Source organism: Methanosarcina sp. 2.H.T.1A.6, from assembly GCF_000979455.1.
Classification (GTDB): Archaea; Halobacteriota; Methanosarcinia; order Methanosarcinales; family Methanosarcinaceae; genus Methanosarcina.
In genome coordinates, this window is record NZ_JJOY01000012.1 from 1 (window position 1) to 26,310 (window position 26,310).

Here is a 26,310-nt window from a genome sequence, read left to right on the forward strand (position 1 = left end):
AATTTCCATTTGAAATCTTCGTTTAGTGGTATAAGCGGAGCTTTCATAATATATCGCCAGAGGAGGATTGTACGTCCTCCTCAATAAAATTTACGGTTTCTTAAGGTCTTAATTAGATTTTAGGTCAAAAATAAGATGTACTTTTTTTGGGGAAACTATTCTCTGGCTTAATTGGCAGAAAAAATGGAAAATAAGTTCCAGTTAAAGAGTGAGTTTAATCAAAAACGAAAAGAATCCAAGAGTTCTGAAAAGACTTTATTTTGTCAAATTTAGGTTTACAGGATAATGAATCTCTTTTTGGGCATCTTTTCATATCGTTTTTGTCCCTTTATGGTACGTAAAAATCCAAAACTGTATAAGAAAAGCTGATCTGACAAGTAAGTATTCTCCAGGAGACCTTATTGAACAATTCCGCAAAGTTTACTTGATGGATTTAGACGGCAAAATGATTTTAACGGAAGTGCCTAAGAAAATTAGTGATATTGAGAAAAAGCTAAATTTGAATTTATTCCCTAAATGAGCAGAGTTAAGGTTGAAAATTTCTCTGATAAATCAGGTGTGAAAAAAGGATTTTGAAAGGATATTTAAAATCTGTCCGCGTGAGACAAATTTTGGGATAAAACATTCTTTTGCTATCAGCAAAAAAGATATTAATGATTTCTCACGACCCCTTCTTTGCTGACAACAAAAAGGATTTTATTATTTAACCAAATTGTAAGCCCATTCGATCCATTCACAGAGGCATTCTAAATCCTCTTTCTCGATGGTAGCACCGCACCAGATGCGCAAACCCGAAGGAGCATCACGGTAAGAACCGATGTCATAAGCAACTTTTTCATTCTCAAGCGTTTTAATCAGTTCTTTAAGCTTTTCGTCGGATAAATCAACTTTAAAGCAGACACTGGTACTGGACCTTATCTCTTTTGTTTCCGCTAAGAAATGGATCCAGTTGTTTTTAGCAACAAATGCCTCAAAGACCGCCAGATTTTCATTTGCCCGTTGGATAAGTTGTTTAAGCCCTCCGACAGACTCTGCCCATTTTAGTGTTGCCAGCCAATCTTCATTAGCCAGCATGGATGGGGTGTTAATAGTAGAGCCTGCAAAAATATCCTTATTCAGTTTATCACCTTTGGTCAGTCGGAAAATCTTGGGCAATGGCCAGGCAGGAGTATAGCTTTCTAACCGCTGAACAGCCCGCGGAGACAAAATCAGCATCCCGTGTGCACCTTCCCCACCTAAAACCTTCTGCCATGAGAAGGTAATGACATCCAGTTTATGGTAGGGTATATCCATAGCAAATACGGCAGAGGTGGCATCGCAAAGCGTGAGCCCTTCCCGGTCATCAGGAATCCAGTCGCCATTGGGCACTCTGACTCCGCTAGTAGTCCCATTCCAGACAAAGACGACATCATTCTTGAAATCGACCTGCTTTAAATCCGGTAATTTCCCGTATTCTGCCTCAAAAACTCGGGTATCTTTTAATTTTAACTGTTTAGTGATGTCGGTTGCCCATTCTTTACTGAAAGATTCCCAAACCAGAACATCAACCCCGCGGCACCCCAGCATAGACCACAAGCACATTTCAAAAGCACCTGTATCGGAAGCCGGTACAATACCTACGAGATAATCATCAGGAAGTCCAAGCATATCTCTTGTTCTTTTAATTGCTTCAGCTAATTTTTCCTTGCCAGGTTTGCTCCGGTGTGACCGGCCAAAAGGTGTATCCTTCAGCTCTTCAACAGAATACCCTGGATGTTTGGCACAAGGCCCGGAAGAAAAACAAGGATTGTTAGGAACTCGTGTTGGTTTCATTTTATCTTTTCCTTTTTGGTAATGTTATGTTTTCGGGGGAGAATAAATTTTCCAGTTACAGGCGAACATATAATTGTAGCCATCCCCGAAGACTTAACAGTGTACCTTTTATTTATCTTTTCGTGCTACTTTTAGATGGTCAAAACCGATCTTCGTAGCCAACAAAAAAGTGCCTCTATATTTCTATAGTTTTTTTGCATTTGATGAAAGGTAATCGACCAATTAATCTGTATCTTCTTTTTTTATTCTTTTTCTACAAGTCCCCAAATTCTGGCTTTTTGGAAATCTTTATACATTTCCGATTTCAATAAGTCCTCATGAAAAAGTACCGGGGGATTATTGTTGACGCCATTTCAAAACGGCAGTTCAAAAGTGAGATTACTGTTGAAAACGGAAAAATCATTCGTGTTGAAGAAAAAGAACACGATCATGAGCAGTACATTCTGCCCGGGCTGGTAGATGCCCATGTGCATATAGAAAGTTCCATGACCGTGCCTTCGGTTTTTGCCCGGATGGCTGTTGCAAAAGGTACGGTGGCAGTGGTCAGTGATCCTCATGAGATTGCGAACGTTATGGGGGAAGAGGGCATTGATTATATGCTTGAGGATTCAAAAAAATCTCCTCTAAAGGTCTTTTTTGGGGTCCCTTCATGTGTGCCGGCCACCCCTTTCGAATCAGCAGGGGCGGTGCTGGATGCAGAGGCTGTGGACAGACTTCTGGCAAGGGAGGACCTGTATTACCTTTCCGAGATGATGAATTTCCCGGGTGTGATTCTGGGATTTCCCGAGGTAATGGCGAAGCTGGAATCAGCTAAAAAGTACGGCAAAGTTGTGGACGGGCATGCGCCTGGCTTGAGGGGAGCCGACCTGCAGAAATATATCGGGGCAGGAATTTCCACAGACCACGAATGTTTTACTTACGAAGAAGCGGTTGAGAAAATAAAACTCGGGATGAAGGTCCTGATCAGGGAAGGGAGTTCAGCAAGGAATTTCGAGACCTTGTACAGCTTGATAGATGAATACCCTGAAATGGTTATGCTCTGCACCGATGATTCCCACCCTGATACGCTGATATATGAAGGGCATATCGATAAACTGATCCGGTGCGGCCAGGAGAAGGGACTTGATATCTATAACATTATCAGGGCAGCGGTGATCAATCCCGTGGAGCATTACGGGCTCAATGTCGGGTTGCTGCGTGAGGGAGACTCTGCCGATTTCATTATCGTAGACGATCTGAAATCCTTCAATGTGCTGAGCACTTTTATCGATGGAGAATGTGTTTACGAAAACGGAAAGGTTCTTTTCCCGGTGGAAAAAGTTCCTGCAAGAAATGTTTTCAACAGAAACAAAATTTCAATTGATGATGTAAAACTGGCTGTGCCTCCTGCAGGGGAAAATAAGGAAAGGGAAAATAAGGAAAATATAACGAAAATCAGGGTAATCGTTGCCAGGGACGGAGAACTGGTTACAGGCCAGGAACTGGCTCTGCCAAAAGTAGAAAACGGCAATCTGGTTTCGGACCCTGTACGGGATATTTTGAAAATGGTCGTCCTGAGCAGGTATGCAGATGACCCTGTTCAGATCGGTTTCATAAAGAATATAGGCTTGAAAAGAGGCGCTATTGCAAGCAGCATTGCCCACGACAGTCACAATATAATTGCAGTTGGAGCCGCCGATAAGGACATAGTTGAAGCTGTCAATCGGCTGGTGGAAAACAGAGGAGGAATCGTTGTGGGCACCGCAGAAAATCTTCTTGATCTTCCGCTTGAGGTTGCGGGCCTTATGAGCACCCTTGATGGAGAAGATGTAGCTTCCCGTTACCGGCTGCTTAATGCAGAAGCCAGGAGACTGGGAACGTCGCTTGAGTCGCCTTTTATGACTCTTGCATTTATGTCGCTTCTGGTCATTCCCGAACTTAAACTGGGGGATAAGGGCCTATTTGATGTGACAAAATTCGAATTTGTCGAGCTTTTCGTAAATGAGTGAGCAGAAAAGGGCGGTGCAATTCCCCCAACTTCTGCTTTTTCAGCTGTTTCTGTTTTTGTCATTTCAGCTTTTTCTGTCCTTTTCCACAACTTTCAAAACATCAACATTCGATGAGGTTTGCACGATAACAAACTGCTTGCTCACGGAAGCTGTTTTCTTTGCTGCGGTCTCCATACAGAGCATGAGGATTTTTACTGCATCCTGAAGGTTACTCTTTTTCGTCCAGTTATCCTTGAAACATTTATTGGCTATCTGCTTTGTAAACTCGTTTCCGAAAGCGATGAAATTGCTGCCCTTACCCTGTGAGGTGAGGGTAAGTTCCGAGTCCCTGAGTTCGGCAATTGCATAATTTCCTGCTGAAGCGTACAGCCTTCTTTTTTTAACGACCCCGCCTTCAACTGAGGAGACTTCCCCTACCAGGATACCGTTTCTCTCCGAGACTTTGCTTTTGCAGTCCGTGACCGTTATTTTGACCCCTAACTCCTCTGCCTTTTTTGCCAGCTCCTCGTCCGTAACTATTGCGCCGCTGTAAAGCTCTTTTTCAAGTTTTTCCCTGTCCGGCCTCTCCCCTTCAAACGTGATTTCCCGCATGTCTCCGGCCATTACTGCACCGTTTTTTCCGATAAAAGCGATAACCAAGGTCATTTTTACATCTCCAGAACATGTCTTAAAAGGATCTAAAGGGATCTTCTGTCTTTAAAGTGTCTATTTCTTATTATTTTAGCTTTGCAGAGAGTCCTCAAGTGATGTAAATTAATTTTCCTGCGAATTTCTTTTTCTGCAAATCGGTTTTTTTCTCTAACAAAATTGGATAGTCACCTATTAAGAGTTAATATTTCCCCAGGGAACCTGAACCCTATAAAGAAATAAAACGTGGAAAGACACAAAACGTGGAAAGACACAAAACATGGAAAGACACAAAACACGGAAAGACCGGAAAAAATAGGGAAATGGAGAAAAACACCATGATGGTCTCAATTTTGCCTTTTTACACTTTACGGCACTTGATAGGGCTTTTAGTCAATTAGTACGTGACTTCAATAGAGTTTCCATCCTTATCAGTAGCCCTTATCCGTATCAGAGAATGTAAATAAAAAGCTGCAGTTTTGTGCTCTAAAGTATCATCATTTGTATCATCATTTTCTTTTTGATTGATTTTCGCATCAAGAGCCTTCCTTTTGGCGAAAGTCGACTTTTTTCTCTTTGAAGCTGGTCTGCTCCGGATTAGTTGTGAAAGGGGGCATATTCTGGATACGTGCATTAACCCAGCACATGCGGAACATTTTATATTTTTTATTTTTGTTCCGGAAAGCTTATTTCTTATCATGAGTCCCCACTCTTCATTTACTCTCTAATTTTTATATTCCACATAAACGTAAAATATTTACTACTGTACTATACCACCCACTGTATATATTTCTTTTGATTTATCGACGGGACTGTCTCCAAAACGCAACTATCTAATTATATTACTCCAGCTTTTTTTAGTTCTGGCTTTAGTTTGGTTTTCTGAAAACCTTTTATCTGATATGGAGGAGGCAAGTCTATTTAACATAAAACTCAAAATGTTTAGGAAAAAGAGCAAATACCCATTACCTGACCTTTTGCAGAGGTTCTAAAAAAAGCATTTTTCTTGTTATCGTTTTTGGAGAATTACTCCTAAATCTGCAATTATTAGTTTAACTGATTCTTCGAGAAATTGGAATTGGAAGCTTTGAATGAAGACATGAGGTCGAAAAGTGTGGGAAATTTCAAAACCACATGTTTGAATGCCCGGGGCAGTTTTCATACTAAACGATATCGGTAACAATTGTGAAACTTGAATCGACATCTGCGGAAAGTGGGGATAATGCTTAATTGTAAAAACAAATTACCGGCATCCCTCGAAAAACAGAGAGAGATATTGCCGGCTTTCTTCAGACTCCGGGAAAGGTTATCCTTTAAGGTTTTAGGTTATGGTTATCCTTTAAGGTTTTAGGTTATGGTTATTCTTTAAGGTTTTAATATCCGAGAGTTTTGAGTGCTTGCGGGAGAAGTATACTGATATTCTGCATGATTGTTTTTTTGATACCGTTTACCATATTCATTTCCTTCTCATCGAGCACCTTTGCAGACCGGATAGCCACGAAATACACAATCATAAAGGCTGCATATTCCCAGCTTGTTCCGGAAAGCGGAAGCATTTCCCGGGCTGCGAGCATGCCCACAACCAGAATGGCACCTATAAGGGTCAACCTTCTGTACATCGGAGTAAACGGATGCATGTGTTGTGACCTCCAGGCTCTCAGGGTCATTAAGACCTCTATGGATGCAAAGGATACAGAAGATGCTACTGCTGCACCTATCATACCATACTGCGGTATAAGTACGAAGTTAAGTACTGCATTGGTTCCTGCACTTGCAACCGAGCACTTCATCAGAAAGTCAGAGTCTCCGGATGCCATTATTGTGTGATAGTTGAATCCAAAGTACGAGTTTGTTACGAATCCCAGGGCAAGGATGCGCAGAACCGTGGCACCGCCTGCATAGTCTGCTCCGTAGATTTTCGTCAGGATAAAATCCGGATATACGAACATCAATGCAAAGACCGGGAAGGTAAGCAGGAAGCACCACTTCGTCATTATCGCGTAAATCGAGCCAAGTGGCTCAGTCCGCTTTTCTCCCCACAGCTTTGAGGTTACAGGGGTATACACGAACCCCATGGAACCGATTATCATGGACAGGAATCCGACAAGAGGATATACTGCACTGTAAACTCCAACGACTTCGGCGGACTTGAAATAACCAAGCATTATGGTATCTGTCCAAGTCATGAGGTTAAGCAGGGTCGCGCTTATTAAAAGCGGGAATGAGTACCTGATCAGCTTTTTTGTGGGCTCACTGAATTTAAGTTTCCATTCCGGTTTGATTGGGGGTCTTTTTATAAAGTAAACTGACATTATGCCAAATGTAAAGACCATTGAAAGCAGGTCTGCAAATACAACTCCTTTCAGGGACACCCCGAAAAACACTGCAGCTGAAGCAAATCCCAGCAGGGATATCGGCCTTATAATGTTGTAGAAGTACATGTTGACACTTGTACGGCCAAATCCTCTGTAGATCGCCACTGACAGGTTCAGGAGTATGGTGAACGGGATGGCAAAGATCATTATCCTGACAACGGATAAGATTTTACCCTGTATGTCAAACCCTTCCCCGGCCAGACGTTCAAACAATAGAGGTGAGACCAGCATGGCAAGCATACCGGCAACAAGGCCCATTAATACAGCCGAGAGAATCAATTCATGAATCTTATATTCCTCATGCCTGCCTCTGAAGTATGCAATATACCTTGGTACCCCTTCGTGGAGTCCGAGAGTTGCTACGGCGCCTGTTATTGAGATTACCGTAAGTGCAAGGGAATAGGTGCCGAAATCGGCTGGCGAGAGATATGATGTGAGCACTCCTTTAATTACGATATCAAGCAGCATTCCAATAAGTGTTCCTGCCAGGATCACACCGGAACCTGCCACTATTCGGTTGACCGATTCGTTAACTGACATGAGAATCCCAGTTCCTTAATTTCCGGATTCCGGGGCTTCCGGACAAGAACAGAATTCTGTTGCCCTGCCAGTTACGATTGAATAACTCTCGGTCAGCTGGTTAAAGTTTAAGCGGCTTCTTTCTGCAGGCTGCAGGAAATTAAAGCCTGATCCTTTAACTTTGAATAGTTTGCCAGATAGGGTGCTGGTATTTGATGGAACAAAATAAGTACCGGGTTGGATAGAATATTTCATATTAGGGTTCAGGGTTTCAAAGTTTGCTGTTTCAAATTCCTTAAAACAGCTGTAAATCTTAAGTGCGTTGTTGGATCTATCTTTTTGCTTGATTCCTTGTCCGATTGCTCCGGGATGAGCTTTTAAGACAAAGTCTAATTGGGGTTTCTCTTTAACAATCGACATGGTTCTTTTACGACCTTCTGGGTTGGATTGAAGTTAGGTCTTCGATTGTATCCGGGGTTGGAGTCCAGGTAGGGTATGGTAGAATCCAGGGCTGGGTTTCCCGCTGGATTCTATATTGGATTGAGTGTCTGAGAACTCGGTTGGGTAGAGTGTCTGAGAACTCGGTGGTGGCTGGACTTCCTGGCAGTACCCGATGAATTGTGGGTTGGATTTTCCCGGGCAGTGCTCCCTGGGTTGGGTTGGATCCTGGTAGGGTCCCGATTGGGTTCGAATCGGGATTGGGTTCGAATCGGGATCGGATTAGAAGCTGGATTCTGGCAGGACCCTGTCAGGTTCTCTACCGAATACTGAATATGGTCTACCGTGGTTTGTTTCTTTTTCCGGCAGGCATGGGTGTAGCCCGCCGGCACCTCAAACGGACTGTTTATTTATCCATATTAGATGAATTTCAGTAAACCTGTTTTTTGAAGGCTGCTGCCTTTTTCGTATAATGGTTATTCAGGGAATTCTCGAACCATTAACTCAATGCATCAGCAACCGGTTTAGATGCCGAATGACTGCTGAAAGGTAGCAGGGTACGTTTTGTAAGTTTGATACTGTTTTTCTTAAAACCGGAGAAATTTCAACTTAGTTAATTTTATTTGATGTTTCCCCAAATTTTCTCAGGAGTACCTGATCGACTAAATATATATACATTTCGAGAGGATTATTTGATTATCATTATCGGGTCAAACTGGCACCTGAACAAAAACTCATTTACGATGTCCTTCTCAAAAGGTCTGGCTAAAGGCTGGTTCTAAAGGTACAGGGCTGGTATTTTAAGATCTGCTCTGGAGTCATAGTCTGGTTCGATTTCCAAAAATAAGACCTAAAAACACGTATTCAAAACCCTAAAACCTGATTTGCCTTTTTCGGACATCTCTAAACTTATTCCTCATGTAGGAGATTTCGGGTTCGAAAGGGTATCTTTTCTCCTCTTTTTTGTTTACAGGCTGGATAAAATAAGGCTTCTCTCCCGAAGGAAAATTAGTGCAATAACTGCGGAGAAATGTCACAATTTATCATTATAATTATTCTTTTAATCTTAAACGAAAATTTACCCGACAGTGTTCCCTAACCCGATTATTATAATAATGATTTTGTATCTTGACCCGGAAAATACTTTAAAATCCAGATATTATAATACATCTCCTCAAGTCTATCTGTCTGAGATTCCCGATAAACAGACCACCTTACAGAAGAAAAAGAGAGGCAAAAAAGAATGATTTTCAGGTATTTTTCATGCCTGAAAATGTAAAAAGCTGAAGGAAAGGTTCAGCCTTTCGTCAAGGATTGTAGAGACTTAATCCATTCTCTAAGCAGGCTGGTTATTTTAGAGATCATTTCAGAGCCCTTAGTGCCTGTACTATTTCCCTGCTCAGACATCTGTTCAGCCGTCAGTCCTGTACTTTCCGCATCCTGAAAATTAACCGAACGAGTTTCCAGTTCAGAACCTGATTCGGTTACATTTTCTGAAGCGTTATTTCCCTTGCCTGTTATTGCAAAGGAGGAGAAACCTGTGGTTTCGGCTGTAAAATACGTAAATTCATCGTCTTCTTTCAATATGGAGACTGGTAGTTGTTCCCATTTTCCATCATTGTACCTGTTAAGGGCAATGGACGAGCTATCTATCCTGTTTTCCTGCATCCAGGCCTTTTCAACCTTAAAACAGATGATAAAATTTTCAATGTTCTTTGAGGTTGCATATCCGCTGTTTCCTACCCAGACATTAAAGGATTTATAAACGTCCCCGGAAGGTAGTTCGGAAACAAGTATGGATTTATTCTTTAATTCCTCAACAATGGTTGTGGTCTTACCTGCAGTCTTTTTAGCATCAAATTCCACATACACAATACAGGTTGCATTATTTTTAAGATTAAACTTTACTTCTTTCCCGTTTGTAATAAAGACCTGGGAGATTTCTTTAACCTCAACATTTTTTGCAGGTTCAGGGGAACCACCGCCACCACCGGCGCTTCTGTGGCTTCTTCCTCCACTGCTGCTCTCGCTTTCATCTGCTTCGTTATTTCCAGATCCATCATCTATGGTTCCACTGTCGACGGGCTCGTTATCTACAATTTCATTTTCTCCGGTTCCGTTGTCCCCGGTTTCACGGTCTCCGGTTCCACTGTCTCCGGTTCCACTGTACCCGGTTCCACTGTTTCCGGAACTAGCTTCTTCCGTTTCTGTAACAGTAATTGTGGCAGTTTTTGAATCCATACCGTTTTCATTGGTTACAGTGAGTTTGGCGGTGTAAGTCCCGGGGGTTGTGTATTCATAAACTGCGCTCTGATCGATAGAGTCAATTGCGCCGTCACTGTTAAAGTCCCATTCTCTTCCTTCAGCATTTTCCGAAAGGTCGGAAAACTGGACGGAAAGAGGGGCAGGGCCGCTTGTAACACTGCTTTCAAAGTTTGCGACCGGAAGTATAGGTGTGGGTTCTTCAATGGGTTTTTCAGTACCTGATACGAGAGGGAGGGAATCTGCATAGATACTGTTTTCAAAACTATATGCAACATCAGCAATTCCGTCTCCATCTGCATCGGTTGCAGTTTCTGAAAAGCCTGATCCGTCAGGTTTTCCCCAGAAGTTACCTCCTATATAGGGTCCGCCTACAATGTTTGTGCCTGCGGTTTTTGCAGTACTGTATGCATTTCCTATTCCGTTCTTTATGTCTTCATTAACATTGTTAACAAAGTAGTTATTAAAAACGAGATTGTTATCACTTCTTGGACATACATAAAGACCTGAAACGCCGTTTGAGACAATGGTGTTACCTGAAAGTGTGTTGCCATCAGAAGTGCCCAGGTGAATACCTCGACCGTTGTTGTTGGAAGCCGTGTTGCCTGAGATGGTGCTGTCAGTAGAAGTTGCAAGCACAATCCCGTAATCTCCATTATTTGTTACAACATTGTTTGAGACGGTGCTTCCTTTAGAACTCAGAAGGTAAATTCCGTACCCATCGTTCGAAAGTTTGTTGTTTTCAATGATACCGTTATTACATCCTGAGAATTGGATCCCTGAATAGCTGGTTTTTGTGCCAGTAATTGTAAGTCCGCTAATCCTCACGTTATCTGCCTTCACGGCGAATACATGGGCGCTTGAACTCCTGGCTTTGATGATTGTGTCATCAGGATTTCCGGATTCTGACCTGATTACCAGATTGTCTGTATTGATTACAATATTTTCGGTATAGGTTCCGGGTTTTACGATAATTTCATCGCCTGAAGTTGCATTGTTCACTGCTGTCTGTATCGAATCACCTGGCTGGACTGAAATCTCAGCTGCAGCCACGATATCCGATCCTGATATTAAGATAAGAATAATTGCCAGTAACGTTATTTGCCTGTTTATTCGGATTCCTCCGTAAATTCAGGGAAGTATGGATGATACTTCAATTAATTTAACGGGGATCAATAATAAACAATATAAATATATTGGTATAAATAAATATTAAATGAAAGATATATTTAAAAATCGCACAATGATTACAAAAATTATCAATTATTCTACTTTGAATTTACCTGAAAAACAGAACAATTTATGTGTAGGATTAATCATGAATTATTTTTTTATTTGCAGCTTATGTATCTGTTTTATCCGTTGTTCAGGTAATTAATTTATTCAAGCAGTATATATATATACTAATAATGGTTTATTTTCTTTTAATTTTTCTCAACTGGAAATTACTCTATCAAATATTTACTGCGTTTAACCTTTTTCCGGAAGGTTATATCCTGATTTCTCATTTGTCTTAAACTAAAATTCTGAAAAAAGAAGAAATAAGAGTTTAACTTTTTCTTTTGTAGAACGCCTATTTCTTACCCTGGACACTACTGCGAGAGGGGATACCGTCAGAAAATTAGCGAAATTATCGCAAGTACAACAAAGATTATAACAAGCCACTTTGCGATATTCATAGATAAACCGGCAATTCCCCGTGCACCCAAAATATATGAAATCAATGCCAGGACTAAAAATACTACTGCAAGTCCAATCAAATCTGGTATATTTTACTCCCCCTGTGGTTGTTTAACCAATAACATCATATTTAGAATGGGGATATTTATACTTTGACTGTTAAATTAAATGACTCTTAAATATATTTGAATCTTTTGTCATCTAAATTCTCACTTTTAAATAGATATGCTGCTTTTCAAATCAATACTTTTAAAATACCCATGGGTTTTAATATACAAAAATTTGAGGAACTCAGCGCCTTTATATGAAGAAGCATAACCCCCCACGGCATTTAACCCGGTGGTGGTTTATAAGGTCATCCCCTGGTAAATTATATAAAGAGTGATTAAAAATAGAGTAAATAGAAAAAGAGTCAAACTTGCATAGACTCTCTTCTACTTCTAAAAAGTTTTTAATTATATTTTAATTTAACTTTGTCCCGCATTCTCCGCAGAACCTGGTGCCAATGGATACTTTGTTGCCACAGCTCGGGCATTTTGTGAGTGCAACGGATGCTCCGCAGTTATTGCAGAATTTTCCTTCACCTGAGGGTTTGCCGCATTCCGGGCATAAAGTCTGTCTTCTCTCTATATCGCCTTTGAATACGCTTTTATTCGCGGCTTTCTCCTTCATTTCATCTACCATGCGTTCTGCTCTTATTGCAGTCAGCTCAACATTTTCCCTTGGCGCACATTCCACGCAGAGATTGTCCTGCTCGTTCCAGTCGGCTTCACATACATAGTGTTTGCATCTCGGGCACCTGCAGAAGTGTTCCTTTGCCTCATTCTGGGCTGCTTCAAAGGCATCTTCCCACTCTTTGCGCCATTCAGGAGACATTCCCTGCTTGCGGTCATTGAGTATATCCACACCCCTTTCTATTGCATTTCCAACACCGTACTGGCCTACAAGGTCAGAGCCTGCAGAGAGTGCTCTTCCAACCATGCCAAACAGGCCTGTCTTCTTATATGTCTTGGATTCGATGAATCTTGTTTTGTAGCCGTCCTGACAGATATCGCAGTAAAAAGTAAACTGAAAACCTGATTCTGAACTGTTGTCTTCGTAGTTCCTTGTAAAAGGCTGGAGTTGTGACTTCTGGAATCCCATTTTATCACCTCAACGGTTTACCACATTTGATACACTTCTTGCTTGTAAGGGGCTGTTCGGTCCTGCATTTAGGGTTGGGGCAGACAATGACAATCGGAGTGCCGCAATTGCTGCATTTATCTCCGAGGAAAGTTTCTTTTCCGCAGCCTTTACATGTGTTCCACAGCAAAACGCCGCAGTGGCCACAGACTTTTGCCCCGTCCTCAAGAGGGTATCTGCATATAGGGCATCTCATTGGCCCGAGAGGATTCTCCTGCGTACAGAACGGGCAGAAGTTAGAATCGCGTGCGATCAATTTACCGCAGTATTTACACGGATGTTTATAACTGGCCATCTTTCTACACCCCTTTAATTTTTGATTTGCCTGGAAGAGGCCCGGACAAATATACTATTAGTAATTATTGTATTGTAGTTTTTGAAATTTCCGGTACTGAACTGTAAATCCCGGGGTATCAAAAAAATTAGTACTTAATCTGATTAAAAGCTGCATGTCCAGGAAAACTTATACCTTAAAAGCTGCCAGAATGAAACTAAAACTGCATTAGTCGTCTCAGTAAGCTCAAAGTGTCGGATAAAGCCTATTCAGCTTTCAAGAAGGAAGATATGCACTTCATAGCTGTTAATACGACAATTGAATTCTCAAAGAGCCTATTTTATCTTTACTATTTATTTTCAGGCACTCAACCGTATGGGTTAAAGTAACATGCATTTAAAGACCAAAAAATTTTGTTTAAATCTTCTCGAATTAAATGTAGTAGCTCGTACCTAACGACTGAAAAATTTGTACCTGTAAGTGCAGTTACTAAAAAGGTTACTGGATAATTAAATAACTAAAAAGGTTACTTGATACTAAAATAACTAAAAAAATTACGGGGTAATAAAAAAGTTACTGGAAGAATTATTGCATAATCCTTCTAGCTTCAATATAATACCTTTTCTCGTTTTCCTTTCCAAGGGAAAAGGATTTTCTTGGGAGAATCCCCTTCTTTTTTATAAGAGCAAAGAAATCGCTTCTTTTGAAGGAAGGAAGGAAGAAACCAATATTTTCAGGCTCTTTTCCGAGTTTTTCCACTACTTCAGGGTCGTGTTCATATTCAACCGGATAATCGTCAATAACCTCGTCAAGGGTTTCAACCTCCAGGTCATGCTCGGGGTTATCAAAGATAAGGACTCCACGCCTGTCTTTTGTAATAAAGCCGATTGAGTGGCCGGCAACCAGGTTATCCGTAGCCGGATTATTGGAAACCGAATTACCAGTAACTAAATCACCGGCAATCAAATTACCAGTAACTGAAGAGCTAGCAGTTGAATTGCCGGATGGAGTTTCCATAATTCTCGCATTGAACCTTTTAAGCAATTCCTCAGGATCAACTCCTCTTACAACCCTGTGAATTGGCTCAAATGTAAGCCCGGGATCATGAATGTTTACAAGCTCTACAAGTGCGTACCTGGCCGGATGATTGTCCGGGACCGTCCCTTTAATTTTCTCCCATAAACTCTTTGCTGCAGCAAGGCTATGGTTTCCATCCCCGACAAGGAGGGTCCCAAGAGCCTGAATCCTTTCCGAAATCTCCCTAATTGTCTTTTCATCGCTGATCTTAAAGCCTCGTATATGACCGCCGTCTTCCATCAGGTCAAAATCATAAATCTGGTTTCCTTCATAAACAGGACTGTCTGTGTTCAGAGGAATAACGGAAAAGTTAGGGTCGTCGTATAAAACAAGAACATGCGTAAGCTCCAGCTCTGCATTTTCTCTTATCATGACTCTTGCAGGAAGCCTTTCTTTGATTGTTTTTTCAGTCGGCCTGATAAAGGATTCAGATCCATCATACTCGTATTCTTCCAGATCGATTGCGACAACCAGACCCGTCCTTTCACTCCCTGAGACAGCACGCTTTACAAGAACAAAGCAGGGGCCATGATCAACAAGAGTAGCTTTGTAATTGCGCATTGCCTTATGAATATTATTTACTCTATTTTTATCTAAAGGAAGATAGATTTCAGGGTAAATTAAATTGAGAGTAGAAGGAGTATCTCCTACAAATTCTTCTACTCTTCTCCAGTACTCTATATCCTGAGTATGCTGGTCACAGGCAATTACTGCCCATTCGCTCCAGTTAGCCTCTGGAAGAAGAATGTGAGGAACGTGCAATATCATGGTTAATTAAAAATAAAGAGAAGATATAAAGATTTCTAAACACATTCCTAAACTCCTTCTCTAAAACCTTCTTTTAGCATATACTGAAAGCAAAGAATAGAGACTCCTCTTTTCATTGAAGGGTACTTTATCGATAGCTATTTTATCGAGAGCGGCCTGTGTTAAGTTCTGTAAGGAATAATATGTAAGTGTGTGGGATAATTTGAAAACTGTCATGATCCGGATTGGGAAAGAGGCAAAGTGCTTTCGTAAATGGATATGGAAGGGCTTGCTGTCCTTTACTGTCCGGATAGGCAGAATTCTCGCAAAAATTCTCGACTTCTGCGTTTTTCCGGAGATTCTGGACCTTTTATGGCAAACTATAAAACCCAATACCCGAAAGCTAACTCCGGTCGAGGAACAGGAAGCGCGAACCGTATTTGGAGACAGCATCAATTACCGGCAGGTGCGTATCGACGAAAATTCGCTAATTGCCTGGCTCGGGGCAAAGATAAACAATTGTTCGGGTATGGGTGTTACCACTTTTCATACTATCAATTTCAATAACAAAATTAGGACTGCTGCAGGTAATTCAGATATGAAGTGGCTAATTCATGAATTAGCCCATATAGCACAGATGGAACACGTCGGCTCGAAATATCTGGTCGAAGCAGTTTATGCACAGGCAACAGAAGGATACGGATACATTCCAGGTGCAAAACCGCATTTATATAACTATAACCGCGAACAACAGGCTTCGATTGTTGCAGATTATTATATTGCACGTATTTCAGGTAACTCAACAGCTCCGTATGATACTTATATTGCAGAACTACAAGCAGGGGAGTTATAACTGTGGTCTTATCCTGACCCTGTCCTCTTCTACAACTACAAAACTACAACTACAAAACTACAACTACAAAACTACAACTACAAAACTACAACTACAAAACTACAACTACAAAATGTCTTTTTCAATCATTACGTAATTGGCATTAAAGTACTGTAATTTGAAAATTATCACTTCTATTAAGGAAGCCGTAAAGGTTTCTATACTTATAGATGTACTCGTATACTTATCTCAAGCTGACTTTCGGGAAGAACTCCTCTTTTTTTCTAAAAGCACCCATAATTTCTCGCATTCATCAGCTGTCAGCCCGATCTGTTTGACCAGATATTCGTCTGTTTTTTCGTTTTTTTCCGTTCCTTTTAGCAGATTGCTTATTGTATCCCTGTGGTGCCCTGTTATCCTTTCAATACTTCGTATTCCATTTTTTTCGAGAAAAAGCCGATATATCATCTTTATTTCAGTCCCGGGCAGATGCTTGCGATAAACAGCTGTACCGACTGTTTCCATGAAAAATTTCTCACAATGCTTACAATAGTATCTCTGGTGTCCTGTCTTATATTTTCCACGTTTTATTATGGCTTTTCCTTCCTCCTTAAGATAATATTCACATTCAGGATTTGGACACACGACTTCATCTGTTTTTCTGGTTATACGATTTCCCTCCCTGAGTCCCGATTTGACTATCTGGTCTATTACGCATATTCCACACATATTTCCGAATTTTGACAAAAAATTCAGTGTGATTCATGAACTGAATTAATTTAATTAATAAGTTATGGATTTATTGATATATTTATCTTACTTATTGCAATGTCTTCCAGAAATAGATTTCTGCAAAATTAGTCAATTTACATCTCGAAAAAAATCAAAAGTCTTATACAAATATTTACAATGATCTTTTATGGGAATCCATAAAACATTATTTTCCCCCACATAAACTACATACAGGAAGGCTTCGTGAAAACTTAAAAAAGTTTACGGATGGAATTTAGAGAATTAAGCCATTACTTGAGAAGGAAAAACAGAAAACTGGATTTTGTTAGTCCTTAATTTGGGAGTTAAAGGGTTGATTCCAATGAAATACGGCAAAATATCTGAGTATTTCTTATTCTGATTGAACTAAGTTGGGTTTTCTAAGATAACTTTAGATTACATGAAACAAAAAGCCAAAAGTGATAAGCCGTTTACTCTTTACAGCCATGTTTTGGAGAGATATTTTTATCCCTTTTCTGCAAATAGATATTAATCTGGCCTGCTAATATCGTTTTATGCCTGTAGAAACAAGAGAAATTTCTGTCACCGGAAAAGAAGATTGTGGAATTGTTGATATTACTGAAACGGTGTCAGAGGAAGTCAAAAACTCCAAAATAAGAAACGGGACAGTTACGGTCTTCTGCGTCGGGTCAACCGGAGCAATAACCACAATGGAATTTGAGTCAAACCTTTCAACAGATGTTGCAGAAACCCTTAATGAGCTGGTCCCTCTGAATAAGGACTACCACCACCACAAGACATGGGGCGATTTCAACGGAGGTTCTCATTTAAGATCATTGCTCGTCGGCCCGAGCCTTACAGTTCCTTTTGTTGAAAAAGAATTGACACTTGGAACCTGGCAGCAGATTGTATACATAAACTTTGATAGGATTGAAAGGGTGAGAAAAATCGTGCTACAGATTATTGGGGAATTTTAATTCTCGGGGAATTTCGTTATTTTTCCAGGCTGCGGATAATACTGGACGAAATTGCAATTCCCATGCAGGTGTCCAGCGTCACCGAGGACATAAGCCCTATTACTTTTCCTGCCTGCAAGATAGGAGAACCGCTGTCTCCAGGCTCCGGCATATTATAACACTGGAAACCCAGAAAAAGCAATGAGGCTCCAGCATTAACCACTCTGCATTTGATAACATGAATGTCATTAACAAGCACAGCCTGCTCCAGTTCAGCTGCGCGGCCAAACTCGGTGATTTCAAAAGTGCAGGTAGGAGGGAGCTCTATCAAAGCTAAATCAAAATCCTTTAAAATACTCGTAACAGTGAGTTTTATTCCGTCAACTGTTAAATGGTCTCCTTCCCCACGACGAAATATATGAGAAACTGTGACCATGTAAGGCAATCCGTTAAGCGAGATTACAGCCCCGATAGTGCAGCGTTCTCCCTTATAGAAAAAAGAACCACCCGATTTTATCATAAGCTTTCATCAACCTGCCGATTTTTATTAGGTCTGGTTTATGGTATTTTTGATGTTTAATGGCATTTTTGGTTTTTACGTTAAATTGTGATTTGTTGGCCTACTCATTATTGGAACAAAACATACCTGGTGTGGACGTTCTATAGATGTTTCAGGAAAAATACTAAGCTAAATATTGCCTGAACTGAAGAGACAGGTTGCTGGTGTATAAAGTAGAAGGTTATACAAATTCTTTAACGATATCCCCCTGAATGGGGAATTATCCTGTGAACCTTCTTCTGGTACTCCCTGTATTCGTCCCCAAACTGTGATACAAGCCTGCTTTCCCAGTGCAGTGATCCCAGATACAGGTATATTGTGGACAAAATGTATATGACAAGCAGATTGACGGTCATAAAGGGCATGAGCCACATTATGACCAGGCCTGAGAGCAGGAAAGGGTCTCTTATCCATCGGTAAATGCCCCGGATATTCAGAGGACCTGCTTCAGGAGTCTTCGGGGCAGCAAGTTGTGAGCGTAATTTGAACCTGTGAGGTGCATCAAACATTGCTCTGGGAGCAACGATTGCAGCAATCAGCTGTCCTCCGACCATCGGCCAGCGCCAGGGAGAAGGTACTATGTAGAGAACCTGCCCCGGATTTTTGATGAGCAGATAGACGAGCGGCGCTATCGTTACAAATGCGATGAGGCTGTATACCGGCATATAATATCTTTCTGCCCCGGGACCCACGACTCGCATGATGAAGCGTTTGAAGGGCAGGCTTGCCGTAAGGCTGTGAATAGTTGCAAATGCCACCAGACAAAAAACAAGGATAATTGTGGATGAACCCAATTCCAATATTCCCCATTTTTTAATTTGAATAACCTGGTATTTAGCATTTGTGAACTGATGGGGCTATCAAATTTTCTGGTTAATCAATTTTCTAAATGTTCCCATGCCAGTATCTAAAAATCTTACTTTATAGATTCCTGATAAATATTAGAAGTTCACGCAAGATTAAGCAAATGACTCTAACTGACACTGCTTTTTTAGTACTTTTTAGCCTATTGAGGTTGATTTAGATAGTTTTTTTACAAAGCCAATTTTTTCTTATTTATGTGGGCACAGTACATAAACAGTTTTTTCGTGTTTTTTGTGCTGACAGTGGTTATACACCATCAAGCGAATTTAATGCGAATGTTTTCACTCAAAACGATCTCGATTTTTTTCTAAATATAATCATTCTTGAATACACTAAAAACAGTCCGGACTTAAGTATAAATATTAGAATGTTGTAATATGGTCTGTGTAACAATATTCATAATGTTTGCCCCTTAAGTTACCCACTCAAAACCAGACTGTGTGTAATTATTAAACTGAATATTCTGGTCAAAGGAGCATTTTTGAACATATCAGAGTCCAACCACGAGGTTTATACCAGGCACATACTCTGAGAATAATCTGAAGTTGCAGCAAACTAAAAAAGAAAATTCTTACTTAATTTATCTAAAAAAGAAGTTTTTCTATTTTAATTGGCAAAAGGGGCCTTTTTAATCCCTGCTTAAGCGGATAAACGTTTCATACTGTCTTTTAAAGAGGTCTGATCACAATGAAATATCATAGTTTTAAACCATATGCAAAATATGGATTATTTCTCGTATTTCTAATTAGTTTAGTTGGCACTGCGTGTGCAGATACAAATCAACTTGTGTATTATGACTGGTCTGCAGACACTGGAAATACTATAGTTGACACCTCGGGAAACGGAAATAACGGTGCAAATTATGGCAGTACAACCTTCATTCTGCCAACTGGACAAACAGCAAGACATTTTAACGGACAAAACAGAATAACAATACCTAACAATGAACAGTTGGCATTTACTGATCCATATATAACATTTGGGGTATTTTTCCGTTATAATTCTAACAATCCGACTAATTGCACATATTTAGTTTCTAAAGGCAATAACACCTGCAGTCTCAGCATTGACCATACGGATTCAATACTGAAATATGAAGTTTATGCAGATGGTCATGCTATTTCCGGCTGCAGTGCAAGTCCTATACAGCCTGACGAAGATTATGAGGCTATTGTAACATATGATGGTTCTCATGCTCAATTATACCTCAATGGAATTGCTAATGGAAAAGGTGTAGATTATACGGCAGCTGCTTTAGGTCCCAGCTATAACACGGATGACTGGACGATAGGATCATCTCCTGATACTACATACGGACTAAACGGGGAAATATATTCTTTTTATGTTTATGACAGAACGTTAACTCCATCTGAGATATTAGATTTATATGTGAATGATATCCACACCGTAAGGGATTCAGAGAAACCCGGAGGCATTGTTCTAACATGGGACGATGCAGCAAATATTCATACGTGTTATAAATATTTGCCAATTTTCCAAAAGTATAACGCTACCTGCACTATGAATATTAATAAAGTAAGCCACAGACCACAGGCTACAATAGATGAACTAAATGCACTTCATGAGGCTGGATGGGAAATAGCTGCACATGGATATAACCACACAGATTTATTTATATTTCTACAGAATAACACTCCTGAAGAGTTGCTAGACCAGGAAATATTCCCGAACATCGTAGAAATCACCCGTTATGGCTATCCGGTTTATACCTTAGCATATCCCTTTTCGCATAGAAACCCAACTACTGATAGAATACTAGCTCCATATTTCCGGACACTTAGAACGGGGGTCCCCGATGTTATAAATGATAATGTAAATGAAACACTACTGGCTTATTACGATTGGGACAATGCTCAACTTCTGTATGGTATTGAAATCGATACCAGTGCTAATGTTAGCTTACAGTCTATAGAATATGGGATTGATCATGCAATAACAACTGGGAGCGTATTAGTCTTATATGGACATGCAATTACTGAAAATGTTACCGGACGATACCAAACTCCAACATCGAGACTGGACTCGATTCTAAACTATACCAGCCAGAATGGCGGAGTGTTTTATCACATGGAGGATCTGGGGGATTCGTCCTGGGTGCGACCCTCCAGATTTTCTAATGTGACTGCAAAATTCACAGTTTCTACAAATCGTTTATCGGCCGGGAAAGATGTAACGTTTATGGATTACAGTATCAACCAGTCCACTGAACTGCTTGATTTCGGGGACGGTTCACCTAAGAGTAGTACTGCAAATGTTACTCATACATATACAACACCAGGAACTTATACGGCTAATCTAACGGTAACAAATGACGTTTCCAGCGATTCGATGCTTAAAACAATTACAGTTGTTCAACCTGCGGCTCCAATTGCTAGTTTCACCAGCAATAAAACAACCGGAGTTCCGCCACTGAGTATAGCATTCACAGATACATCAACCGGACTTCCAACATCCTGGTCATGGAAATTTGGAGATGGAACTTCTTCAACTGATCGGAATCCAACACATACTTATTCCCTGGCAGGAGATTATACCGTCAACCTGACAGTAAGCAACCTTAACGGCACGGATTCAAAAACTGCTGTTATAACTGTACTGGAAAAAGAAATTGATATACTTCCGACAGCAGATTTTACCGCCAATCCTACTAGCGGCTCTGCTCCCCTTTCCGTCCTCTTTACTGACCGTTCGCAGAACGCAACGTCGAGGAGCTGGAAATTTGGGGACGGAACTACTTCAACTGATCGGAATCCAACGCATACTTATTCCCTGGCAGGAAAATACACCGTCAACCTGACAGTAAGCAATCCGAATGGTACGGATTCAAAAACTGCTGTTATAACTGTGCTGGAAAAAGAAATAGTGATACTTCCGACAGCAGACTTTAACACAAATGTCACCAGTGGCTATGCCCCCCTCGCCGTTCTCTTTACTGACCTTTCACAAAACGCAACATCGAGGAGCTGGAAATTTGGAGACGGAACTTCTTCAACTGATCGGAATCCAACGCATACTTATTCCCTGGCAGGAGACTATACCGTCAACCTGACAGTAAGCAACCCGAATGGTACGGATTCAAAAACTGCTGTCATAAATGTACTGGAAAAAGAAATAGTGATACTTCCTGTAGCAGATTTTACCGCCAGTCCTACTAGCGGCTCTGCTCCCCTTTCCGTCCAGTTCAATGACCGTTCACAAAATGCACTATCGAGAAGCTGGAACTTTGGAGACGGAACTACTTCAGCTGATCGGAATCCAACACATACTTATTCCCTGGAAGGAAAATATACTGTTAGCCTGACAGTAAGAAATCTTGACGGCATAAATTCAAAAACTGCTGTTATAACTGTGTTGGAAAAAGAAATTGACATACTTCCGATCGCAGACTTTACCGCCAATCCCACTAGTGGCTCTGCTCCCCTTTCCGTTCTCTTTACTGACCGTTCACAAAACGCAACATCGAGAAGCTGGAACTTTGGAGATGGAACTACTTCAACTGACCGGAATCCTGCGCACACATATTCCCTGGCAGGAGACTATACCGTTAATCTTACTGCAGTAAACACAAACGGCACGGATTCAAAAACTGCTGTTATAACTGTGCTGGAAAAAGAAATTGATATACTTCCGACAGCAGACTTTAGCACAAATGTCACCAGTGGCTATGCCCCCCTCACCGTTCTCTTTACTGACCTTTCACAAAACGCAACATCAAGGAGCTGGGACGTTAACAATGACGGAGTCGAGGACTCAAACGCGGCAAGCTTTGTTTATGTGTATCCTGCTACAGGGACTTACACCGCTAAACTGACTGCGATCAATGCAAAAGGCAATGATTCAAAAACTACGACAATAGCTGTAGAGAGAAAGAGTAGCGGAGGAAGCAGCGGCGGTGGTGGTGGTGGTTCTCCTGAACCTGCAAAGAATGTCAAAGCAAAGGAACTTTCACAGGCGTTCATTACAAACGGAAAAGAAGTAAAGTTTGATTTCACAAAGAAAGCCACTGCTGTTGTATATTTGAGCTTCAATTCGAAGAAGACTGCTGGTAGGACAAAGACCACTGTTGAGATGCTGAAAATTAAATCTATGCTTACCCCGGATGCGCCCACAGGTGAAGTCTATAACTACCTGAATATCTGGGTTGGCAACAGTGGATTTGCAACTCCAATGAATATCGAAAACGCAGTCATCTGTTTCAAAGTTGATAAATCCTGGATACAGGATAAAGGCATTGACAAGTCTTCAATCATCCTGAACAGGTACAATGACAAGAAGTGGAATCCATTGCCCACCAGCCAATCAGGAGAAGATGGCAGATATCTGTATTTCACAGCCAAAACTCCGGGATTCTCGCCCTTTGCAATAACGGGTGAGAATACAGCAAAAGAAATCGTGACTGAAATCCTGCCTGAACCTGACACTCAGGATCTTGAACAAAACAATACAGCATCAGAAGTTGAGCAGCCTTCTGAGCAGAAGGAAAAAACAAGCATGCCTGGATTTGAAATGATTTACTGTGTTATCGGGTTGCTTGGAGTGTTTTTGTATAGAAGAAGATAAATTGCAGTTAGATGGTGGAGATAACTGATCCCACTATCTAATTTCTTACTTTTTTAAGTTCGTTTGGGACTCTCAGAGTCTCTTTTTCAAAGGCTGTTCCAGAGGAATATGATTTCTGTAACAGGATAGACCAGTATAGAAGAGCTATGGGTTCAGGAGATGTGGTAAACACCATGCTCAATTATGGCTATTCTCTGCTTGAATCTGAGTGTCTGAGAGCCGTTAATTCTGTAGGTCTGGATATTCATGTAGGCTTTTTACATGAAATGACACCAAGCAAGATTTGCATGAAATGACACCAAGCAAGAACAGCTTAGTCTATGACCTTCAGGAGCCAGGCTTTTCTTAACAATGGCTAAAGCCAGGTTAAAAGAACTTGGAGTTATTCACGCATACATGGATACTGATTCTGTGTTTGTGCCTCCTGAAAAAGCTCAGGAGCTTGTAGAGTTCTTTTAGCCTCTTAACCCTTACAACATGGATATTCCATTGCTCAAATCTGAGAAAAAGGATCTCTGGTTTTATGGGATTGCTTCTAAAAGGTATGCACTGTACTACTATAAGAATGGAAAAAATAAGGTTCATGGAAGGGGAAAGATCTTACAAGCTGCATGGGCTTGGCCATTTGACAAATCCTTTCTCCAACTCAGTTGAAGACTGGCAGGCAGAGATCTGGCAGGATATTCTTAAACTTCATTATGGGAAAATAACTGAAATCGATATTGAAGAGAAGTATTCCACCTTTTATGCAATTTCAAGACTTACAATTACTACCCCAAATGTATTGAAGAGGTTTAAGGAGCTAAATCAAGGAAAGCCCTGGAAAGAGCAGATTAAACCTTTTAACTTCTTCCTTGTAGGATTCCAGGTAATTGAAGAAAATGATAAGCCTGTTAAGCCTCTGGCTCCTTTTACAAAGGATTATCAGAAAATTGTACATGAACCTTTTGTTGATTATGAAACAGGAGACGCTAAGGAAGGATCTCAATATTTTAAGCCATTGAGCAGGACAATTTTACAGTATGTTGAGCACCTTGAAAATAAGTTTGATGGGGAAATAGGGGTCTTAAAGAGAAAGCATATTCAGGCTGATGGATTGGTTTACATTGGGAAAGAAGCCAATAATATTGAGGATCAGCCATTGGATGTAACCAAGTCTCAGGTTTTCATTAATGATGAAGAGATTAAACAGAAGCTTTTGGCTTTAACTCCTGAAGAGGCAAGGAAATTAGGGATTAAACATAGAAGTACATTGAAGAGAATGAAAGATAGAGTTAAGAGAGATAGCAAGATAAACTTGGACACAAAAGAAGTAAAGAAACTAAGTTTATCTTTTTGAAAAATAATTCTGATTTATTGGTTCAAAACATAACCCGCGAAACCAATAACTCCCACTATTACTACAACCAAGCTAGTATTCCAAAGGCGCCGAAACTCACATCTGAAAAATGTTGAGCCATTACAATGAATGCGCTGACTAAAAAAATAACTCCATAAGTTGGAATTCCTAAGAATGGAGATTTATCACTCATATTTATCAGAATATTATTAGGTCCCATACTTATTAAACTTTTTTACAACATGAACTATAATTGAATAATCGTTAATCATAACTAACCAAAACGAAAAAACAATTAATGTGTCACATTAATTAGTAAAACTAAACCCTTGGAATTTGATAGTTTAGATCAACAAATAAATTACCATCTTGGCATTTAGTTATACAAACTTTTCCTGTGGAAGAAAAGAATTAAGCCTCATTTGATATACTTAGTAGTTTATTGCATTGACCTTCTAATATGATAAGAGCTTGTCTTGTTGCTTCTAATATTTTCCAACGACAGTCCATTCCTGGACGCACATCTTCAATTAATAGTTTAAGCGGTTCTAAATGATATGTAAAGTTAGGATCATCTAACTTTTTGAGGAAATCTGAATAGTTTATACAGTGGTACTTGTCGCTTTCACTAGTGTCTCAACCATTTAATTGTTGCTCATCTTTATAAGCTTTGACTCTCTTTATGTCTTCATGCTACAGATTAAACTTGAAGATAATGAGGTAAGTTTCCTTCTGGACTTTGTTAGAAAAGGACATAAAAGTGCAAGAGAACTAACCCGAGCCCGCATCTTACTCCTGTCAAACCAGCAAAAAGGAGTTACTGAGATCGCGGAAACATTAGGTGTTTCCAGAAATACTACTTTGAATATAAGGAAGAGATATGTTGAAGAAGGTCTTCCCCACGCTCTTTCTGACAAACCAAGATCTGGTCAACCTGTAAAATACACCGAAAAACATGTTGCAGAAATAATCGCTTTAGCTTGCAGTAGTTCTCCCGATGGAAGTAAGAAATGGTCGTTGTCCCTGCTTACCGAAGAACTGAGGAAAAAAGAAGGATTTGAAACAATAAGCAAAGAGAGTATCAGGCTTATTTTGAAAAAAGCAAAACTAATCCCTGGTTGAGACGGATGTGGTGCATTCAGACTATTGATTCTGAATATAGGGAAAGAATGTATGACATTCTTAATCTGTACGAAGAGGATTATGGCCCTAAAAAACCCCTCATCTGCCTTGACGAGAAACCAAAACAACTTCTTGAAGATAAGAGAAAGGCCATTCCAATGAAGTCAGGAAGTCCAGAAAAATATGATTACGAATATGTCAGGAATGGAACAGCAAATGTATTCGTGGCGGTAGAATTCAAAGCAGGAAAAAGGGTGACTCAGGTAACCAAAAGGAGAACAATGAAGGATTTTGCACAATTCGTGAAAATTCTCGTTACCGAAAACTATTCTGAAGCTGAAGTA

Annotated in this window: 18 protein-coding genes and 1 pseudogene; 7 read left to right on the forward strand and 12 right to left on the reverse strand. The window is 40.4% G+C overall.

From position 1 onward, the window contains the following. Positions 1 to 699 precede the first annotated feature (699 nt). Positions 700 to 1,812 (reverse strand): phosphoserine transaminase, encoded by a 1,113-nt coding sequence (locus EO98_RS03230; protein ID WP_048138683.1) that lies wholly within the window; start codon positions 1,810 to 1,812, stop codon positions 700 to 702. A gap of 317 nt (positions 1,813 to 2,129) precedes the next feature. Here EO98_RS03230 and ade point away from each other — a divergent pair, with 317 nt between their 5' ends. Further along, entirely contained in the window at positions 2,130 to 3,800 is a 1,671-nt protein-coding gene (gene ade / locus EO98_RS03235) for an adenine deaminase (protein ID WP_048138685.1), read from the forward strand. A 63-nt stretch (positions 3,801 to 3,863) separates the two neighbouring features. Here ade and EO98_RS03240 read toward each other — a convergent pair whose 3' ends face one another. The 8 genes from EO98_RS03240 to EO98_RS03280 form a co-directional block, all read right to left on the reverse strand. Then, positions 3,864 to 4,445: a DUF2121 domain-containing protein gene (locus tag EO98_RS03240; protein WP_048138687.1), complete on the reverse strand. Its 582-nt coding sequence runs from the start codon at positions 4,443 to 4,445 to the stop codon at positions 3,864 to 3,866. A 379-nt stretch (positions 4,446 to 4,824) separates the two neighbouring features. After that, positions 4,825 to 5,127: a hypothetical protein gene (locus tag EO98_RS03245; RefSeq protein WP_048138689.1), complete on the reverse strand. Its 303-nt coding sequence runs from the start codon at positions 5,125 to 5,127 to the stop codon at positions 4,825 to 4,827. A gap of 673 nt (positions 5,128 to 5,800) precedes the next feature. Continuing rightward, on the reverse strand, positions 5,801 to 7,342 hold the full coding sequence (locus tag EO98_RS03250; protein WP_048138691.1) for a flippase: 1,542 nt from the start codon (positions 7,340 to 7,342) through the stop codon (positions 5,801 to 5,803). 1,713 nt (positions 7,343 to 9,055) lie between these two features. Beyond that, positions 9,056 to 11,074 carry a PGF-pre-PGF domain-containing protein gene (locus EO98_RS03260; RefSeq protein WP_052734458.1) on the reverse strand — a complete coding sequence of 673 codons (2,019 nt, stop codon included), beginning with the start codon at positions 11,072 to 11,074 and terminating at the stop codon, positions 9,056 to 9,058. Positions 11,075 to 11,634: 560 nt separating this feature from the next. Further along, positions 11,635 to 11,781: a DUF1328 domain-containing protein gene (locus EO98_RS17655; protein ID WP_235283499.1), complete on the reverse strand. Its 147-nt coding sequence runs from the start codon at positions 11,779 to 11,781 to the stop codon at positions 11,635 to 11,637. A gap of 382 nt (positions 11,782 to 12,163) precedes the next feature. Beyond that, positions 12,164 to 12,844: a zinc ribbon domain-containing protein gene (locus tag EO98_RS03270; RefSeq protein ID WP_048138699.1), complete on the reverse strand. Its 681-nt coding sequence runs from the start codon at positions 12,842 to 12,844 to the stop codon at positions 12,164 to 12,166. Between the two features lie 4 nt (positions 12,845 to 12,848). Further along, on the reverse strand, positions 12,849 to 13,178 hold the full coding sequence (locus EO98_RS03275; RefSeq protein WP_048138702.1) for a zinc ribbon domain-containing protein: 330 nt from the start codon (positions 13,176 to 13,178) through the stop codon (positions 12,849 to 12,851). 564 nt (positions 13,179 to 13,742) lie between these two features. Beyond that, a complete protein-coding gene (locus EO98_RS03280) occupies positions 13,743 to 15,002 on the reverse strand; it encodes a DUF1015 domain-containing protein (protein WP_048138704.1) in 1,260 nt (419 codons plus the stop codon). Positions 15,003 to 15,216: 214 nt separating this feature from the next. On the opposite strand from EO98_RS03280, the gene EO98_RS03285 reads away from it, so the two are divergent. Beyond that, complete coding sequence (locus EO98_RS03285; protein WP_048138713.1) at positions 15,217 to 15,834, forward strand: hypothetical protein; 618 nt, start codon at positions 15,217 to 15,219, stop codon at positions 15,832 to 15,834. A gap of 228 nt (positions 15,835 to 16,062) precedes the next feature. Here EO98_RS03285 and EO98_RS03290 read toward each other — a convergent pair whose 3' ends face one another. Continuing rightward, positions 16,063 to 16,560 (reverse strand): hypothetical protein, encoded by a 498-nt coding sequence (locus EO98_RS03290; protein ID WP_156161004.1) that lies wholly within the window; start codon positions 16,558 to 16,560, stop codon positions 16,063 to 16,065. Between the two features lie 539 nt (positions 16,561 to 17,099). On the opposite strand from EO98_RS03290, the gene EO98_RS03295 reads away from it, so the two are divergent. After that, positions 17,100 to 17,522 (forward strand): secondary thiamine-phosphate synthase enzyme YjbQ, encoded by a 423-nt coding sequence (locus tag EO98_RS03295; RefSeq protein ID WP_048138707.1) that lies wholly within the window; start codon positions 17,100 to 17,102, stop codon positions 17,520 to 17,522. Between the two features lie 16 nt (positions 17,523 to 17,538). Here EO98_RS03295 and EO98_RS03300 read toward each other — a convergent pair whose 3' ends face one another. Together EO98_RS03300 and EO98_RS03305 are read right to left on the reverse strand one after the other, a co-directional pair. Then, positions 17,539 to 18,021 (reverse strand): trypsin-like peptidase domain-containing protein, encoded by a 483-nt coding sequence (locus EO98_RS03300; RefSeq protein ID WP_048138709.1) that lies wholly within the window; start codon positions 18,019 to 18,021, stop codon positions 17,539 to 17,541. 233 nt (positions 18,022 to 18,254) lie between these two features. Beyond that, on the reverse strand, positions 18,255 to 18,854 hold the full coding sequence (locus EO98_RS03305) for an NnrU family protein (protein ID WP_048138711.1): 600 nt from the start codon (positions 18,852 to 18,854) through the stop codon (positions 18,255 to 18,257). A gap of 757 nt (positions 18,855 to 19,611) precedes the next feature. Here EO98_RS03305 and EO98_RS18175 point away from each other — a divergent pair. The 4 genes and pseudogenes from EO98_RS18175 to EO98_RS17675 all read left to right on the forward strand — a co-directional run. Then, positions 19,612 to 23,505, forward strand: a complete 3,894-nt coding sequence (locus tag EO98_RS18175) for a PKD domain-containing protein (protein WP_156161005.1) — start codon at positions 19,612 to 19,614, stop codon at positions 23,503 to 23,505. 125 nt (positions 23,506 to 23,630) lie between these two features. Then, positions 23,631 to 23,801, forward strand: coding sequence for a CRISPR-associated endonuclease Cas1 (locus EO98_RS17670; protein ID WP_235282940.1), 171 nt, complete (start codon positions 23,631 to 23,633; stop codon positions 23,799 to 23,801). A 269-nt stretch (positions 23,802 to 24,070) separates the two neighbouring features. Next, positions 24,071 to 24,844 carry a hypothetical protein gene (locus EO98_RS03315; RefSeq protein ID WP_200895213.1) on the forward strand — a complete coding sequence of 258 codons (774 nt, stop codon included), beginning with the start codon at positions 24,071 to 24,073 and terminating at the stop codon, positions 24,842 to 24,844. 690 nt (positions 24,845 to 25,534) lie between these two features. Next, a pseudogene (locus EO98_RS17675) lies at positions 25,535 to 26,310 on the forward strand (IS630 family transposase); the annotation flags it as partial.